Consider the following 16,498-nt stretch of genomic DNA (forward strand, 5'->3'; position numbering starts at 1 on the left):
CTGTCGCGCGGTGGCGCGACCGTCTTCAGCGAGGTCGCGGCATGACCATTCACACGCTTTCGGTCCTGGTGGAGAACAAGCCGGGCGTGCTGGCCCGGGTCTCCGGCCTGTTTTCCCGGCGCGGCTTCAACATCGACAGTCTCGCGGTCGGCGAGACCGAGAATCCGGACGTCTCGCGGATCACCATCGTGGTCAACGCGGAGTCCTCGCCGTTGGAGCAGGTCACCAAGCAGCTCAACAAGCTGGTGAACGTGCTCAAGATCGTCGAGCTTGATCCGGGTACGTCGGTGGCCCGTGAACTGCTGCTGGTCAAGGTGCGTGCGGACCGCAACGCCCGGGGCCAGGTCCTGGAGACGGTGAACCTGTTTCGGGCCCGGGTGGTCGACGTGGCCGCCGACACCCTCACCATCGAGGCCACCGGCACCCCGGACAAGCTCGACGCGCTGCTGCGCGACCTTGAGCCCTTCGGCATCAAGGAGATGGTCCAGTCGGGCCTGGTGGCGATCGGGCGCGGCTCGCGTGCGATCACCGCTGGTCCGGCTCTGCGGGCCGCCTGAACCCATCTCGGCCCGGGTCCGTGACCAGGGTCGCCACCAGCCACGACGGGCCGCTGCGGCCGCCGTACGAAAGGGAAGTCATGAGCGTTGAGGTGTACTACGACGACGACGCCGACCTGGGCCTGATCCAGGCGAAGAAGGTCGCCGTGATCGGGTACGGCAGCCAGGGGCACGCCCACGCGTTGTCGCTGCGCGACTCCGGTGTCGATGTGGTGATCGGTCTGCCGGAGGGCTCGAAGAGCCGGCCGAAGGCCGAGGAGCAGGGGCTGCGGGTACTTACCCCGGCCGAGGCGGCGGCCGAGGCCGACGTGATCATGATTCTCGCCCCGGACACTGCGCAGCGCCACATCTACGCCGAGTCGATCGCGCCGAACCTCAGCGCGGGCAAGGCGCTGTTCTTCGGGCACGGCTTCAACATCCGGTACGGGCTGATCAAGCCGCCGGCTGAGGTGGACGTGGCGATGGTCGCGCCGAAGGGCCCCGGTCACCTGGTCCGCCGGCAGTACGTCGACGGCAAGGGTGTGCCCTGCCTGGTCGCCGTGGAACAGGACGGCAGCGGCAACGCCTTCGCGCTCGCACTGTCGTACGCCAAGGGCATCGGTGGCACCCGGGCCGGAGCGATCAAGACGACCTTCACCGAGGAGACCGAGACCGACCTCTTCGGCGAGCAGGCGGTGCTCTGCGGTGGCGCGGCGGCACTGGTGCAGACCGGTTTCGAGGTGCTCACCGAGGCCGGCTACGCCCCTGAGATCGCCTACTTCGAATGTCTGCACGAGCTGAAGCTGATCGTGGACCTGATGTACGAGGGCGGTGTCGCCCGGATGCGCTACAGCGTCTCGGACACCGCCGAGTACGGCGATCTGTCCCGTGGTCCCCGGGTCGTCGACGGTCGGGTCAAGGAGGAGATGCGCAAGATCCTTGGTGAGATCCAGTCGGGTGAGTTCGCCCGTGAGTGGGTGGCCGAGGACGAGGCCGGCCGTCCGAACTACAACAAGTGGCGTAGCGAGGGTGCGGCGCACCCGATCGAGGAGACCGGTCAGAAGCTGCGCGGCATGATGAGCTGGGTGGACCGGCCGATCACCGAGACCGCCTGAGCGTATCCCCCACGGCACCCGACCCCGGCGTTCTCCCCGACGCCGGGGTCGGGTGCCGTAATGGCCCGCCTGGTAAACGATCGTTAACACGTACGTCACGTCCGGTTTGTGAGGGCACTCACCCCGATCTCCGGCGCGCACCGGGCAGCCCGCCCCCTACGATCGCGGGTAGGTGCTCCAGGCGGCACCTGACGGCCATGGCCCGGGAGCGCGCCGGGCGCAACGCAGCGTCCAGCCCCGGCCGACCGCTCTGACGACATCTACGAGGACCAATGACTCCTGTCGTACTGATCGCCGAAGAACTCGCCCCCGCCGCCATCGAGGTGCTCGCCCACGACTTCGACGTCCGGCACGTGGACGGCACCGACCGCCCGGCCCTGCTCTCGGCGCTCTCCGAGGCCGACGCCGTCATCGTCCGCAGTGCCACCCAGATCGACGCCGAGGCGATCGCCGCCGCCCCGCGACTCAAGGTCGTGGCCCGGGCCGGTGTCGGCCTGGACAACGTGGAAGTGCCGGCCGCCACCGCGCGGGGCGTCATGGTCGTCAACGCGCCCACGTCGAACATCGTCTCCGCCGCCGAGCAGGCCGTCGCGCTGTTGCTCGCGGTCGCCCGCAACACCGCGAGCGCCAGCGCGGCCCTCAAGGCGGGGGAGTGGAAGCGGTCCAAGTACACAGGCGTGGAGCTGCAGGGCAAGACGGTCGGCGTGGTCGGTCTCGGCCGCATCGGCGTGCTCTTCGCCTCCCGGATCGCCGCCTTCGGCACCCGGCTCATCGCGTACGACCCCTACATCCAGCCGGCCCGCGCCGCGCAGCTCGGCGTACGGCTGGTGGGTCTGGAGGAGCTGCTGCGGGAAAGCGACTTCATTTCGATCCACCTGCCGAAGACCCCGGAGACCGTGGGACTGATCGGTGAGAAGGAACTCTCCATCGTCAAGCCGGGGGTCAGGATCGTCAACGCCGCGCGGGGCGGACTCGTCGACGAGCAGGCCCTCGCCGACGCGCTCGCCGAGGGCCGGGTCGGCGGTGCCGGGGTGGACGTCTACGCCAAGGAGCCGTGCACCTCCTCGCCGCTGTTCGCCTTCGACAACGTCGTGGCCACCCCGCACCTGGGCGCCTCCACCGCCGAGGCGCAGGACAAGGCCGGCCTGTCGGTGGCCAAGAGTGTCAAGCTGGCCCTGCAGGGCGAGTTCGTGCCGGACGCGGTGAACGTACAGGCGGGCGGCGTGGTCGCCGAGGATGTCCGGCCGCTGCTGCCGCTTGCCGAGAAACTCGGTCGTGCCTTCACCGCGGTTGCCGGCGTGGTCGCCGCCAGCGTCACCGTCGAGGTGCGTGGCGAGATCGTCGGCCACGACGTGTCGGTGCTCAAGCTCGCCGCCACCAAGGGCCTGTTCAGCTCGGTGATCGAGGAGCAGGTGACCTACGTCAACGCGCCGCACCTGGCCGCGCAGCGGGGAGTCGAGGTGTCGCTCGTCACCCAGACCGAGACTGTCGATCATCCGGTCCTGGTCACCGTGCGTGGTGCGCTACCCGACGGCCGTACGGTGAGTGTTTCCGGCACCGTCACGCAGGCTGGCGCCCGCGACGTCATCAAGCTGACCGAGGTGGACGGCTTCGACGTGGAGATCGGCGCCGAGGGCATCCTGCTCTTCCTGCGCTACGCCGACCGCCCGGGGGTGGTCGGCACCGTCGGCACTCTGCTCGGTCAGGCCGGCATCAACATCGCGGCGATGCAGGTGGCCCGTCGGGAGGCCGGCGGCGAAACCCTGATGACCCTCACCGTGGATCAGGCGCTCGGTGCCGACCTGCTCACCTCGGCAGCGGATTCGATCGGTGCCACCTCGGCCAGCGCCGCCGACCTGCGCGACGAGTAGCCCGCGCAGGCGCTACCGGCACGCCACGACGGGGCCCGGCCATCGGCCGGGCCCCTCGTCGTCCGATCGCCGGACAGGAGGCGGTCGGAGCGTTGCGTTCGCCTGTCCGGCGGGCGTCAGCCGGCCAGCCGGGCCCCGGGCGGCGGGTAGACCGAACCGTCCTGGGCGTCGAACAGCATCAGCCGATGCTCGCCGGCCAGCCGCTCGATGTCGAGCAGCACCTGGTCCGGGCAGGCGGGGTCCAGGTTCAGCTCGATGTGGTCGGCCGCCTTGTGCAGCGGAGCGACCGCCCAGGGGGTGTTCGGGCCGGCGGGCTGCTCGGGGTAGCTGGCGGTGAGAGCCCGGTAGAAGGCCACGCATCGAGGGTCCGGTTGACGTTCCTGGTGCCGGCCGTCCCGGCACTGCTGAACCGCCGCTCGTACGTCCTCGGGCGTCGCCCCATCCGGCAGGGCCCACACGCTCAGATCGAAACTCACGGCGGACAGCGTGCCATCTGCGGTTCACCTTGTCGAAAACGACCCTGCCGCTGGGAACCGGTCGGGGCACCGGGATTGCGTGGCTGCTCCCCTGTGGAACCCTTGCCGCGAAACGCATCAACTCGATAACGTACGGGTGCGGTCACCTGCCGAGCACGTGACGTCGGCCCGTCTTCGGGTGGCGCGGTCGACGCCCGGCCGAGCGGTCCGCACCCCTCGATTGCGCGAGCCACGCGCACTCGTCGCCGACCGGCCTCCACGGTCGTTGCCGCGACCGTGGAGGCCGATCGCTGTCTCTGCGCAGCCCCGTGGTGGTCGTCTGATTCCTGGTGGTCGCGTCACTCCGCCGGATCGTGCTCTTCACCGCGGTGCGGCGAAGAGCACCCGATAGTCCGACCCCGGGCGGAACCAGGCCAACCCGGCCGGTCCGGCCGCGTACAGGGCGGTGGCGTAGGCGTCGGCGACGGTGAGGTCGGGTCCGACCACGGTCGCGGCGACCAACTGTCGGGCCGGCTCGCCGGTGTGCGGGTCCACCACGTGGCCGTGCCGTCCGGTCACTCCGGAGGTGCCGACCGCACCGGCCGTCATGTCCAGCATCAGCGGTGCCCGGCTCCGGTCAGTGGGATGGTGCACCGCGATCCGCCACGGGCCACCGTGCGCGGCCTGACCGCGTACCACCAGGTCGGCGCCGGTGAGCACGGCATAGTCGTGGATGCCGGCGTCACGCAGTCGGGCTGCGGCCCGTTCGACCGCCCACCCGCCGAGCAGCCCACCCGGGTCGAAGCCGCCGGGCACCGCCCAGGCGTCGAACCAGCCGTCGGTGGCCGCCCGCATCGCGGCGCAGCGGTCCACCAGTTCCGTGAGGGGTGGGTACGATTCGGCGCTGATCTCGCCTCGGCGCAACCGGGACACCAGGCTCTCCGGGCGGTTCGGACCGTACGTGAGGTCGATCGCCCGCAGCTCGGCCACGGCGTCGCGTAGTGCCGCGCCGGTGCCGCGCCGACCCAGCCACTCGGGGGCGTTCAGTAGCAGGGTGTACGACCCCGTCGAGGTGCGAACGGTGTGCCGGACGGTGATCCGGTCCCCGACCACGAGGTCGGTGCGGTCCGGTCGCCGCTCCTGGGTACCCAGTCGCAGATCGGGTCGGCGGAAGCGAAAGACCGCCGGGTCGACCCAGCGGGTTCGTGGTTGCTCGTCGGTCCACATCGCTTCCGTCCCCTCCTCGGTGCCCACCGCCTCGTCGCGTGCGCACCCGGGCCTGCGACCCGTCACGCTCACGCTAGGCAGCGGAGATGGCCGAGTCATGAATGCCGCCTGGGAAGCTGCTGTACGTAACCGATATCCCGAAAGATGGAACTCCTGTACCGGGGGGCGGGACGGCGGCGTACCGTCGAGCCATTCGAGTGAAGGAGCTGACAACGTGGCACGGATCGCGGTGGTGGCCGGGGACGGAATCGGCCCCGAGGTGGTCGCGGAGGCCCGCAAGGTCGTCGACGCGGTACTGCCCGGAGTCGAAGTCACCGAGTACGACCTCGGTGCGGCACGGTATCACCGCACCGGTGAGGTGCTGCCCGACTCGGTGCTCGACGAGTTGGCCGGCCACGACGCGATCCTGCTCGGGGCGGTCGGTGACCCGACGGTGCCGCCCGGCGTGCTGGAACGCGGTCTGCTGCTCAAGCTGCGCTTCGCCTTCGACCAGTACGTCAACCTGCGCCCGTCGCGGCTCTGGCCGGGAGTGGCCAGCCCGCTCGCGGCGGTGAAGCCGGGTGAGGTCGACCTGCTGGTCGTACGGGAGGGCACCGAGGGCCTCTACGCCGGTGCCGGTGGCTCGCTGCACCGAGGTACCCCGGCCGAGGTCGCTACCGAGGAGAGCCTGAACACCCGGCACGGTGTCGAACGGGTCGTCCGGGACGCCTTCGCCCGCGCCGCCCGGCGCGAACGGCGCAAGGTGACCCTGGTGCACAAGACGAACGTGCTCACCCACGCCGGCTCGCTGTGGTCGCGCACCTTCGAGGCGGTCGCCGCCGAGCACCCGGACATCGCCACCGAGTATCAGCACGTCGACGCCGCCGCGATGTTCCTGGTCACCCAGCCGCAGCGGTACGACGTGGTGGTCACCGACAACCTCTTCGGAGACATCCTCACCGACATCGCCGCCGCGGTGACCGGCGGCATCGGGCTGGCCGCCAGCGGTTGCATCAACCCCGGCGGGACGTACCCGTCGATGTTCGAGCCGGTGCACGGCTCCGCCCCGGACATCGCCGGTCGAGGCGTCGCCGACCCGGTGGCCGCGGTGCTCTCGGCGGCGCTGCTTCTCGACCAGCTCGGGCATCCTGACGCCGCCGCCCGGATCACCGCCGCGGTCAGCACGGAACTGGCCGCCCGTGGCCCTGATGTGGCCGTACGCACCGCCGAGGTGGGCGACCGGATCGCGGCGCAGGCCGCCGGCTGAACCGATCGTGTCCCACCGGCCGCCGACGCTCCGTCGGGTCGGCCAGGTGAGTGGTCGGCACCGGGCGGTAGTTCGGTGATGTGCCACTTGTCCACAGGTGGACCTATCCGCTGAACGAGCGTTCGGGGTAGGTTTCTGGCATAACCAGGTTTTCGGTGTGCGGTCGGCGCATGCCGTCGTCCACAGGGAGGTCAGCGCGATGAGCGGTGGTGACAAGATCGACTTCGAGATCCGTCCGAACCCCGCACCGGTACCGGCCACCGACCGTGCCGCGCTGCTGGCGAACCCCGGATTCGGCCGAGTGTTCACCGACCACATGGTCACCATCCGCTACGCCGACGGCAAGGGCTGGTACGACGCCCGGGTCGAGAAGCGCGCCCCGATCCCCATGGACCCGGCCAGCGCGGTACTGCACTACGCGCAGGAGATTTTCGAGGGCATGAAGGCGTACCGGGCGGCTGACGGTGGAGTGACGATGTTCCGCCCGTACGCGAACGCGACCCGGTTCAACACCTCCGCCGTCCGGATGGCCATGCCGACGTTGCCGGAACAGACCTTCGTGGAATCGCTGCACCGGCTGATCGAGATCGACCGGGAGTGGATTCCCGACGGAGACGACGGCGGTAGCCTCTATCTGCGGCCGTTCATGTTCGCCAGCGAGGTCTTCCTCGGCGTCCGCCCCGCCAACGAGTACCTCTACGCGGTCATCGCCTCACCCGTCGGGGCGTACTTCCCTGGTGGGGTCAGGCCGGTGACGGTGTGGATCTCGCCCGACTACACCCGGGCCGCCCCCGGCGGCACCGGTGCGGCCAAGTGCGGCGGCAACTACGCGGCCTCGCTCGCCGCCCAGGCCGAGGCCTTGGAACACGGCTGCGACCAGGTGGTCTTCCTCGACGCCGTGGAGCGTCGTCACGTCGACGAGTTGGGCGGCATGAACGTCTTCTTCGTCTACGACGACGGGTCGATTGTCACTCCACCGCTGACCGGCACCATCCTGCCCGGCATCACCCGCGAGTCGGTGCTCTCCCTGGCCTCGGCGGCCGGGCACCGGGTAGAGGAACGGCCGGTGACCTTCGACGACTGGCATGCGGACGCCCTGAGTGGCCGACTGCGTGAGGTCTTCGCCTGCGGTACCGCGGCGGTCATCACACCGATCGGGCAGGTGCGTTTCCCGGGCGGGGAGTTCACCGTTGCCGGCGGAGAGCCGGGCACCTTCACCATGGCGCTTCGGCAACAACTCGTGGATCTCCAGCGGGGTAAGGCGCAGGATCCGCACAACTGGGTGCACCGAGTGTTCTGACTTTCGTCGCGCTCGTTCGCGTTACTCCAGCAGGTGGGTTCGCAGGGCGGTGAGCTGCGCTTCGGTGACACCTGCATGGCGCAGGTAGTCGTCGACGGAGCCGTGACCCGCGCGGATCTCGGCGAGGAAGAGCAGCATCGTCTCGGCCGGCGAGGACAGGAACGGAGCCGGAATCTCGGACACGTCCGGGAAGGTGGTGGAGAGCCAGGCGCCGAACCGCTGCGACGCCTCAGTGCTCAACGCGTAGTCCGCCGCGATCTCGCTGTCCTGCACTCCGAGGACGGCCAGCGTCAGCCCGCAGACGATGCCGGTGCGATCCTTGCCTGCGACGCAGTGCACCACCACCGGTGCATTCGCGTCATCCGCGATCAGGCCGATCGCCTCGGCCAGCCCGGCGGTGCCGGTGCGGGCCAGGTCGGCGTACCGGTCGGCGAGGTAGCGGGCGAGGTCGTCGCCGGGTCGGTAGGGCTGATCACCCCACTCGGCGTGGTCGGGGTGGATGTGCCGGTAGGTCAGCCCGTCGAAGTCGGGCACCCGGCCGTCGCGCTCGACCTCGTGCGGGCGACGCAGGTCGATGACGGTCCGCACGCCGAGTGCCGCGAACGTGTCCCGATCGTCGTCGTCGAGCCGGTGCAGGGAGTCCGAGCGGTAGAGCCGGCCGGTACGCACGGTGCGGTCGTCCCGGGTGCGGTAGCCACCAACGTCGCGGAAGTTGAAGGTGGTGGTGAACGGGATTCTGCGGTTGACCTCGATGGAGTCCATTTGGACACGGTAGACGGTCGGTGGGCTGATGCCGACCGACCGTCTACCGTTCCGGGGCGTCACCTACCGGAGTCCACCACCACCGGGCGGGACGGCGGAGTAGGTGTCGTCGTAGTAGCCGCCGAGCTTGTCCCGGTAGGCCGGGTCGGTGGCCGTCTCGTCGTACTCCGGGGCTGCCTTGATCTGGTCCTTGGTGCGGTCGACGAAGACCTTCTGTTCCTCGTGGTCGACGTGGTTAACCGTTCCGGCCGGGAGCATCACCTTCTTGCCGAAGATCCACGGTCCAGTGTCCACCACCAGGTAGCTGGCGTTGACCTCGGTGCTGTCACTGTCGATCTTGCCGATCGAGCCGTCGCTTGCCTCCACCTTGTAACCGACCAGGTTCGCGCCGGCCACCCCGGCTTCGTTCCGGTAGCTCCAGGGGTCGAAGGCGCCGGCAGGGGTCCCGCCGGCGACGACGCTCTGGTCGACGGCGCGCAGCTGCGGGTCCGGCGTGGTGTTCGTGGTGTTCGGGACGATCCTGTCCATGGGAGGTCTCCTGCCCTGGCCCGTGATGGGCCGTCTTGGCGGAACGTGTGACGTTGTCCCGGAGACTCCTACCCCTTGACGAGCGCGCTACACCAGCCGAACCACCCGACTCACGAGCCACCTGCCGTCCCGAAGTATGGATTCTTCCTCCCACGAACGACCCGGAAGTGGCAGAGTTCCGGTCGTGACCAGCACCGCCCGCATTATTGGCAACTAGCGCGCCGGCTTCCCCTCGCCGAGCGCGCAGACCTCCCGCATCCGCGGGGGGTCTTTTTGTTGCGCCGGCCGGTGCCGAACGAAGGGATCATGATGACGTTCCAGGTATACGACACCACGCTGCGCGACGGCGCCCAGCGCGAGGGGCTCAGCTACTCGGTGGTCGACAAGCTCGCGGTGGCCCGGCTGCTCGACGAGTTCGGCGTCGGCTTCATCGAGGGCGGCTGGCCGGGCGCGGTTCCCAAGGACACCGAGTTCTTCCGCCGGGCCCACCGCGAACTCGACCTCAGGCACGCGGTGCTCGTCGCCTTCGGAGCTACCCGTCGGGCCGGCACGGTGGCAGCCGACGACCCGCAGGTGCGCGGACTGCTCGACGCACAGACTCCGGCGATCGCCCTGGTGGCGAAGGCGGACCTGCGCCACGTCGAGCGGGCATTGCGGACCACCGCCAAGGAGAACCTGGCGATGATCCACGACACGGTGACCCATCTCGTTGCCGAAGGGCGTCGGGTCTTTGTCGACGGCGAGCACACGTTCGACGGCTACCGGCACGACCCGGCGTACACCGCGTCGGTGGTGGAGACCGCCCTCTCGGCGGGCGCCGAGCGGTTCGTTCTCTGCGACACCAACGGCGGAATGCTGCCATCGCAGGTGACCGCCGCCATCGTCGATCTCACCGATCGGATCGGTGTCGCGCCGGAACTGCTCGGCATGCACGCCCAGAACGACACCGCGTGCGCGGTGGCCAACACCATCGCCGCCGTCGAGGCCGGAATCCGGCACGTGCAGGGCACCGCCAACGGGTACGGCGAACGCCCCGGCAACGCCGACCTCTTCGCGGTCGTCGCGAACCTTCAGCTCAAGCTCGGAATGCCGGTCCTACCGGAGGGCTGCCTGGAGCAGATGGTGCGGGTCTCCCATGCCATCGCCGAGATCGCCAACATCGCCCCCGACACCCACCAGGCGTACGCCGGGGCTGCGGCCTTCGCCCACAAGGCGGGGCTGCACGCGAGTGCGATCAAAGTGGATCCGTTGCTCTACAACCACGTGGAGCCGGAGCTTGTCGGTAACGACATGCGGATCCTGGTGACCGAGATGGCCGGCCGGGCCAGCATCGAGCTGAAGAGCCGCGAGCTGGGACTGGACCTTACCGGTCACCCGGAGACGTTGTCCCGGGTCACCAACCGGGTGAAGGAGCTGGAGGCCGGCGGGTGGTCGTTCGAAGCCGCCGACGCCTCGTTCGAGCTGCTGGTCCGCTCCGAGCTGACGAACGCCGCTCCGGTGCGGCCGTTCGCGCTGGAGTCGTACCGGGTGCTCGTCGAGCACCGCGAGGACGGCTCGGTAGTTTCCGAAGCAACCGTCAAGATCCGGGTACGCGGGGAACGGGTGATCGCCACGGCTGAGGGCAACGGGCCGGTGAACGCCCTGGACGAGGCGCTACGTGTCGGCCTCGGACGGCACTACCCGGAGCTGCGGGACTTCGAGCTGGCCGACTACAAGGTGCGGATCCTGGAGGGCAGCCACGGCACCGGTGCGGTGACCAGGGTGCTCGTCGAGACGGCTGATGGGCGGGGCGGAGGCTGGACAACTGTCGGCGTACACCCCAACGTGGTCGAGGCGAGTTGGCACGCGTTGGTCGACGCGCTGACCTATGGCGTCGACCGGGCGCGGGTGTGAGCGGGCGGGCCAGCTGAGAATCCGACCGTGACCGGACACGGATCAGCAGACTACGCGTCAGTGTCCGTGACCGTATCCGGTGTGCCTGCCGTTCGTGCACGCGTCCGTCACCATTGGCGTGGGGAGAATCGGAAACGATTTATGAAAAGCGTCTCGTGAGTTCTTCCCGGCTTTGCCTTTCGTGATTTCTGACGTCGATCGGACAACTCGCCGACGGTATTGCCACTATTGACCGGCGGTATTTTCCGGTGCTAGGTTTCAGCTGCTCAGGAGGCTGCGTTCTGGCGAGAATCCCCAGTTCAGGGCGCGCGAATGTCGGCGAAACAATGCGCCTTCGGGGATTTTGTCGGGCGGAGCTGTAGGCGCCGACCGTTCGTTGTCGCTCGACTTGAAAAGGCAACAACCGCCCCGTGTGCAACGGGCCGGCCGTATCTCCACGCCGAGAAAAGGGAGACGCGTCATGACCAGGTTTTTCCGACGTAAGACGGCCGCGGTGGCGATCGCGGCGTTGGCGCTGGCGCTGGCCGGCGGCGGAATCGCCGTGGCGAAGCCGACCGCTGAGTCTGGACAGCCCGCTGCCCGCAGTGCCCAGCAGCCTGCCGTCACCACGGCCGCACTGAACAGCGCGAAGGCCACCCTCGCCGAGGGCGAGTCGGTGGGTGTTCAGGCCGCCGGCGGCTTCTACGCCACGGTGGTCAACGCCAACGGCACCAAGGCTCGCGGTGCCGGCGTCGTCATCAAGTACGGCGTCGGGCAGTACGAGGTGCAGTTCGGCAGCAATGTCACCACAGGTGTCTACGTGGCGACGATCGGCCGGCCGGACTCGTGCTGCATCCCGCCGGCCGGAGAGGTTGCGGTCGCCCCCCGACTGCTCACTCCGAACGCCGTTTTCATCCAGACCCGCAACTCTGCCGGTGTCGCCGCCGACCTGCCCTTCCACCTGCTCGTGCACCGCTGAACCGTCCACTGTCACCGGGCTCCGTCGCAGGACGGAGCCCGGTGACGTGTCCGACCGGCGCACAAGTGTCGGGAAGGTCCCCTTCGCCATCGGAGGCGTCAGCAAGGGCCCGTGCCTCCAGGTGTCCGGTAGCGGTGTTGTTCGGGCGGTCTGGGTCGCCGAGCGCCGGATATTCCGACGTTTGTCCGCCGCCCCGCTCGGGAAGCAAGCAGCGTGACGGACATCTCGGACACCATGGCCAGCCTGCCCAGCCCGGCCGATCCGGACGCGACCGCTGCGGATCTGGGCCAGACGCTCTTCGAGGTCAAACGCGTGATCGTCGGGCAGGATCGGCTCGTCGAACGTCTCCTGGTCGCACTGCTCGCCGACGGACACTGCCTGCTGGAGGGCGTACCGGGCGTAGCCAAGACCCTTGCCGCGCAGACCCTCGCGACGGTGGTCGGCGGCAGCTTCTCCCGCATTCAGTTCACCCCCGACCTCGTTCCCTCCGACATCGCCGGCACCCGGATCTACCGCGCCTCGAAGGAGAGCTTCGACGTCGAGCTGGGCCCGGTGATGGCGAACCTGGTGCTGGCGGACGAAATCAACCGTGCACCGGCCAAGGTGCAGTCGGCGTTGCTGGAGGCGATGGCCGAGCGTCAGGTGTCGATCGGCGGGCGGAGCCATCCGGTGCCGGAACCCTTCCTGGTGCTGGCCACCCAGAACCCCATCGAGTCGGAGGGGGTCTACCAACTGCCGGAAGCGCAGCGGGACCGCTTCCTGATGAGGATCGTCGTCGGCTACCCGGATATTGCCGACGAACTGACCATCCTCTACCGGATGAGCGCCGACCGTCCCCGGGCCCACCGGGTGCTCGACCCGGATCGGCTGCGGGAGTTCCAGCGGCAGGCCAGGCAGGTGTTCGTCCACCACGCCATCGCCGAGTACGTGGTGCGGCTCATCCACGCCACCCGTGATCCGGGTCGGTTCGGGCTGTCGGAGATGGCCGGGCTGCTCGCGTACGGCGCCAGCCCCCGCGCCACCCTCGGCCTGGTCTCGGCCGCCCGCGCCCAGGCCTTGCTCCGGGGGCGGGGCTTCGTCCTGCCCGACGATGTCCGGGAACTCACGGTGGACGTACTGGCCCACCGGCTGGTGCTCTCCTTCGACGCGGTCGCCGACGGGGTCAACGCCGAGTGGGTCGTCCGCCGGCTGGTCGAGGCGGTCCCGCTGCCCCAGGTCACCACCGCCAGACCGGAGTACGCGACACATCTGGCAGCCGCCTGATGGGCCGCCGCGATGCCACACCAACGGTGGCGGCGGACCCGGTACTCACCGACCTCACCCCCGATCAGCGGTTGCGGCGGCTGGAACTCACCGTGACCCGGCGTCTCGACGGCCTGCTGCACGGCGAACGTCTCGGTCTGCTGCCCGGCCCCGGTAGCGAACCGGCGGGCAGCCGCGAATACCGACCGGGTGAGGACGAGGTGCGCCGGATGGACTGGTCGGTGACGGCCCGCACCACGGTGCCCCACGTGCGGGAAGTGGACGCCGACCGGGAGCTGACCACCTGGCTGCTCGTCGACGCCAGCCCCAGCATGGAGTACGGCACCGCCGAGTTGGACAAGCGAGAACTCGCGGTCGCCGCGGTCGCCACCGTCGGTTTTCTCACCGCCGGGCCCGGTAACCGGCTCGGCGCCCAGGTGCTCACGTCGTACGGGCTGCGTCGGGTGCCGGCCCGCGCCGGACGCGCCCACCTGTTCGGACTGCTGCGCGCGTTACTGGCCGCGCCCCGGGCTGGCGAGATCCCGGACGACGGGCCCCGGACCTCACCCACCACCGGGCTGGGCGACGCGCTGGCCGAGGTACGTCGGGTCGCCCACCGTCGCGGGTTGGTGGTGGTGGTCTCCGACTTCCTCGACGGCCTACCCGACGACGCACGGCTACCAGCCGCCTGGGAACGGCACCTGCGGCAGCTCACGGTGCGTCACCAGGTGCTCGCAATCGAGGTGAGCGACCCTCGCGAGCTGGAACTGCCGGACGTCGGACTGATCACCCTGGTCGACCCGGAGACCGGCGAGCGCCGCGAGGTGTGGACTGGCGACCGCCGACTGCGGGAGCGGTACGCGGCGGCGGCTGCCGCCCAACGAACACAGGTGCGGCAGGCGCTGCGTCGGGCCGGCGTGACGCATCTGGCGTTACGTACCGACCGGGACTGGACCGTCGACATCGTCCGGCACGTACATGCGCAACGCCGGCTGGCCGCCGCCGCGGCCCCGTCCCATCGGGGAGGTACGGCATGATCTGGCAGTCGCCTGTCCGGCTGTGGCTGTTGCTCGGCGTGCTCGCTCTGACGGTGACGTACCTGGTGGCGCAGCGGCGCCGCAGCCGGTACGCGGTGCGCTTCACCAATCTGCGGCTGCTCGACCGCGTGGCGCCCCGGCGCCCGACCTGGCGGCGACACTTGCCGGCTGGCCTCTTCCTGGCCATGCTCGCCCTGCTGGTGGTCGGTTTCGCTCGTCCCACCGCCGAGGTCCGGGTGCCCCGGGAACGTGCCACGGTGATGGTGGCGGTGGACGTCTCCACGTCGATGCTCGCCGGTGACGTCGCCCCGGACCGGCTCAGCGCGGCCAAGAGCGCCGCCCGGCGGTTCGCCGACGGACTGCCCCGCGAGTTCAACGTGGGACTCGTCGCGTTCGCCGGCAGTGCTGCGGTGCTGGTACCACCGGGGACCGACCGGGAGGCGCTGCACGACGGGATCGAGCGGTTGGCCGAGGGCGCGACGGGGGTGCAGGGCACCGCGATCGGCGAGGCGATAAGCACCTCGCTGGGCGCGGTGAGGGCACTCGACGACAGGGCCGCGACCGAGCCGCCGCCGGCCCGGATCATCCTGCTCTCCGACGGGGCGAACACCTCGGGGATGGATCCGATGGAGGCCGTCGCCGATGCGGTGGCCCTCGACGTGCCGGTGCACAGCATCTCGTTCGGTACGCCGAGTGGCTTCGTCGATCGGGGCGGGCGACCGATCCAGGTGCCGGTGGACGGGGAGACGCTGCGGGCCGTCGCCGAGGAGACCGGGGGTGGTTTCCACGAGGCCGGCACGAGCGCCGAACTGCGGGCCGTCTACGACGACATCGGCAGCTCGGTGGGTTGGCGCATGGTGCGGCAGGACGTCTCGTCCCGGTTCATCGGAGTCGGGCTGGTGTTCGCGATGGGCGCGGCGGTCGGCTCGATGCGCTGGTTCTCCCGCCTGCCCTGAAAGGCGACCGGCCGATCCGTGACAGCGGTCACCGGGTGACACACGTGAGGAGCGTACGTATGGCAGTGCAGACCGGCCTGGGTGAGCCGCGCGGGCCCTGGTTCGTCTCGCCCGATCTCGACCCGGACAGCCGGGGTGGGGCGGGCTCGGCGTCGCAGGCGCGGGACCGGTTGCTGGGCGGTTGGCGCCGCCGGTTGCTGGTCGGGCTGGCGATGGTGGCGGTCTCCGGCGGCTCGGGGGCGTTGGCCGGCGGTTGGGTGGCGGGTCGCGACGGTCTCCCGGGCCCGGCTGCGGCGTCCGCAGCACCGGTGCCGGCTGAACTGGTGACGGCCGCCGAGAAGACCGTGCCCGGCGTGGTGTCGGTGCTTGTGGGTGGGGCTGCGGGCGGTGCGGCGAGTGGTTCTGGCTTCGCGGTCGATTCCGAGCAGCACATCATCACCAACGATCACATCATCGCCAAGGGGCGCGGTGGCCCGGTGACCGTCGAGCTGCCGGACGGCCGGCGGTTCACGGCGCAGGTGGTCGGCCGGGAACCGGGCAGTGACCTTGCGGTGCTCAAGGTGCCGTCGTCGGCCAACCTGACGTCGTTGCCGTTGGCCGAGCCGCGTGCGACCCGGGTGGGGGAGCCGGTGCTGGCCGTCGGGTCGCCGCTGGGGCTGCCCGGCACGGTCACCGCGGGTATCGTCAGCGCACTGGACCGTCAGGTGCGCCTCGGTGACAACCGGCACCGTGCGGTGCAGACCGACGCCTCCATCAATCCCGGGAACTCGGGCGGGCCTCTGGTCAACGCTCGGGGTGAGGTGATCGGGGTGAACACCGCGATCGCGACCATCGACGGTAACGGCTCCATCGGAATCGGGTTCGCGATCCCGATAGAGCAGGTGCAGCAGACCGCCGACACGATCATCGGTAAGGGCGGATAGTCACCGAGGGCTACTGGCAGATTACGGAAAGGTCGTGGTTTGTGTCGGATTCGGGCGCTCAATGATCGGAGAATGGAACTATCACGCTCGGTATGAATACTGGCGTGGGTGGAGCGTCCTCTCATCGCGGCCCTCCTGCTGGTGGGCCTCATCATCGGAAGTGGCGTCGGGTCGTCGTACGCACGCGCCCGGCGTGGCTGGAACGACTACCAGGCGGCGAGGAAGACCGTGCCCGGAGCGCGTCGCGCTGCCTGGGTACTGATCAAAGTCGTCACCACGAAGGTCGGCGTCATCGCGCTCCTCCTGATCGGCGCGGTCGCGTACGCCGCCGCCGGTGGCGGCGACGATCCGGCACCAGCGGTGCCGACGCCGAGCAGCAGCGCCGACGAGCGACCCGCCCGTTGACTACCGGCTGCCGAGCCGCTTGGTGTGCTCCCGACGTCGACACG

At 69.8% G+C, this 16,498-nt stretch carries 16 protein-coding genes; 12 read left to right on the forward strand and 4 right to left on the reverse strand.

All coding sequences use genetic code 11. From position 1 onward, the window contains the following. Nucleotides 1-41: 41 nt before the first annotated feature. From ilvN to serA, 3 genes are all read left to right on the forward strand, one after another. On the forward strand, nt 42-557 hold the full coding sequence (gene ilvN, locus HCA58_RS14285; protein WP_169598313.1) for an acetolactate synthase small subunit: 516 nt from the start codon (nt 42-44) through the stop codon (nt 555-557). Between the two features lie 80 nt (nt 558-637). After that, on the forward strand, nt 638-1,651 hold the full coding sequence (gene ilvC / locus HCA58_RS14290; protein ID WP_169598314.1) for a ketol-acid reductoisomerase: 1,014 nt from the start codon (nt 638-640) through the stop codon (nt 1,649-1,651). 272 nt (nt 1,652-1,923) lie between these two features. Continuing rightward, nucleotides 1,924-3,522, forward strand: a complete 1,599-nt coding sequence (gene serA, locus HCA58_RS14295; protein ID WP_169598315.1) for a phosphoglycerate dehydrogenase — start codon at nt 1,924-1,926, stop codon at nt 3,520-3,522. Nucleotides 3,523-3,638: 116 nt separating this feature from the next. On the opposite strand, the gene HCA58_RS14300 is transcribed toward serA, so the two are convergent. Beyond that, on the reverse strand, nt 3,639-3,998 hold the full coding sequence (locus HCA58_RS14300) for a hypothetical protein (RefSeq protein WP_169598316.1): 360 nt from the start codon (nt 3,996-3,998) through the stop codon (nt 3,639-3,641). A 360-nt stretch (nt 3,999-4,358) separates the two neighbouring features. After that, on the reverse strand, nt 4,359-5,204 hold the full coding sequence (locus HCA58_RS14305; RefSeq protein ID WP_169598407.1) for an FAD:protein FMN transferase: 846 nt from the start codon (nt 5,202-5,204) through the stop codon (nt 4,359-4,361). A 214-nt stretch (nt 5,205-5,418) separates the two neighbouring features. On the opposite strand from HCA58_RS14305, the gene HCA58_RS14310 reads away from it, so the two are divergent. Both HCA58_RS14310 and HCA58_RS14315 read left to right on the forward strand, forming a co-directional pair. Continuing rightward, nucleotides 5,419-6,450, forward strand: coding sequence for a 3-isopropylmalate dehydrogenase (locus HCA58_RS14310; RefSeq protein ID WP_169598317.1), 1,032 nt, complete (start codon nt 5,419-5,421; stop codon nt 6,448-6,450). Nucleotides 6,451-6,649: 199 nt separating this feature from the next. Beyond that, on the forward strand, nt 6,650-7,750 hold the full coding sequence (locus HCA58_RS14315; protein ID WP_169598318.1) for a branched-chain amino acid aminotransferase: 1,101 nt from the start codon (nt 6,650-6,652) through the stop codon (nt 7,748-7,750). Nucleotides 7,751-7,771: 21 nt separating this feature from the next. On the opposite strand, the gene HCA58_RS14320 is transcribed toward HCA58_RS14315, so the two are convergent. Both HCA58_RS14320 and HCA58_RS14325 read right to left on the reverse strand, forming a co-directional pair. Then, entirely contained in the window at nt 7,772-8,512 is a 741-nt protein-coding gene (locus HCA58_RS14320) for a tyrosine-protein phosphatase (protein WP_169598319.1), read from the reverse strand. A gap of 63 nt (nt 8,513-8,575) precedes the next feature. Beyond that, nucleotides 8,576-9,040 carry a PRC-barrel domain-containing protein gene (locus HCA58_RS14325; RefSeq protein ID WP_205808634.1) on the reverse strand — a complete coding sequence of 155 codons (465 nt, stop codon included), beginning with the start codon at nt 9,038-9,040 and terminating at the stop codon, nt 8,576-8,578. A gap of 309 nt (nt 9,041-9,349) precedes the next feature. Between HCA58_RS14325 and cimA the strand changes: the two genes are divergently transcribed. From cimA to HCA58_RS14360, 7 genes are all read left to right on the forward strand, one after another. After that, complete coding sequence (cimA, locus tag HCA58_RS14330) at nt 9,350-10,933, forward strand: citramalate synthase (protein ID WP_169598320.1); 1,584 nt, start codon at nt 9,350-9,352, stop codon at nt 10,931-10,933. Nucleotides 10,934-11,393: 460 nt separating this feature from the next. Then, entirely contained in the window at nt 11,394-11,891 is a 498-nt protein-coding gene (locus HCA58_RS14335) for a hypothetical protein (RefSeq protein WP_169598321.1), read from the forward strand. 213 nt (nt 11,892-12,104) lie between these two features. Then, entirely contained in the window at nt 12,105-13,154 is a 1,050-nt protein-coding gene (locus HCA58_RS14340) for a MoxR family ATPase (protein ID WP_169598322.1), read from the forward strand. Between the two features lie 26 nt (nt 13,155-13,180). Continuing rightward, nucleotides 13,181-14,170, forward strand: a complete 990-nt coding sequence (locus tag HCA58_RS14345; protein ID WP_346775993.1) for a DUF58 domain-containing protein — start codon at nt 13,181-13,183, stop codon at nt 14,168-14,170. Then, entirely contained in the window at nt 14,167-15,126 is a 960-nt protein-coding gene (locus tag HCA58_RS14350; protein WP_169598324.1) for a VWA domain-containing protein, read from the forward strand. Before HCA58_RS14345 ends, HCA58_RS14350 begins: the two co-directional genes overlap by 4 nt. 59 nt (nt 15,127-15,185) lie before the next feature. Beyond that, nucleotides 15,186-16,049 (forward strand): trypsin-like peptidase domain-containing protein, encoded by an 864-nt coding sequence (locus HCA58_RS14355; RefSeq protein WP_169598325.1) that lies wholly within the window; start codon nt 15,186-15,188, stop codon nt 16,047-16,049. Nucleotides 16,050-16,157: 108 nt separating this feature from the next. Continuing rightward, the gene (locus HCA58_RS14360; protein ID WP_169598326.1) at nt 16,158-16,454 is read left to right on the forward strand and encodes a hypothetical protein; all 297 of its coding nucleotides are present in this window, start codon (nt 16,158-16,160) and stop codon (nt 16,452-16,454) included. The last annotated feature ends 44 nt before the right edge of the window (nt 16,455-16,498 follow it).

Origin of the sequence: Micromonospora sp. HNM0581 (genome assembly GCF_012726175.1) — a bacterium.
GTDB lineage: Bacteria > Actinomycetota > Actinomycetes > Mycobacteriales > Micromonosporaceae > Micromonospora.

Excerpts from the sequence above, each read along its gene's own strand:
- ilvN (WP_169598313.1), top strand. The coding sequence starts at position 42 with ATGACCATTCACACGCTTTCGGTCCTGGTGGAGAACAAGCCGGGCGTG.
- ilvC (WP_169598314.1), top strand. The coding sequence starts at position 638 with ATGAGCGTTGAGGTGTACTACGACGACGACGCCGACCTGGGCCTGATC.
- serA (WP_169598315.1), top strand. The coding sequence starts at position 1,924 with ATGACTCCTGTCGTACTGATCGCCGAAGAACTCGCCCCCGCCGCCATC.
- HCA58_RS14305 (WP_169598407.1), bottom strand. The coding sequence starts at position 5,204 with ATGTGGACCGACGAGCAACCACGAACCCGCTGGGTCGACCCGGCGGTC.
- HCA58_RS14315 (WP_169598318.1), top strand. The coding sequence starts at position 6,650 with ATGAGCGGTGGTGACAAGATCGACTTCGAGATCCGTCCGAACCCCGCA.
- HCA58_RS14320 (WP_169598319.1), bottom strand. The coding sequence starts at position 8,512 with ATGGACTCCATCGAGGTCAACCGCAGAATCCCGTTCACCACCACCTTC.
- HCA58_RS14325 (WP_205808634.1), bottom strand. The coding sequence starts at position 9,040 with ATGGACAGGATCGTCCCGAACACCACGAACACCACGCCGGACCCGCAG.
- cimA (WP_169598320.1), top strand. The coding sequence starts at position 9,350 with ATGACGTTCCAGGTATACGACACCACGCTGCGCGACGGCGCCCAGCGC.
- HCA58_RS14335 (WP_169598321.1), top strand. The coding sequence starts at position 11,394 with ATGACCAGGTTTTTCCGACGTAAGACGGCCGCGGTGGCGATCGCGGCG.
- HCA58_RS14350 (WP_169598324.1), top strand. The coding sequence starts at position 14,167 with ATGATCTGGCAGTCGCCTGTCCGGCTGTGGCTGTTGCTCGGCGTGCTC.
- HCA58_RS14355 (WP_169598325.1), top strand. The coding sequence starts at position 15,186 with ATGGCAGTGCAGACCGGCCTGGGTGAGCCGCGCGGGCCCTGGTTCGTC.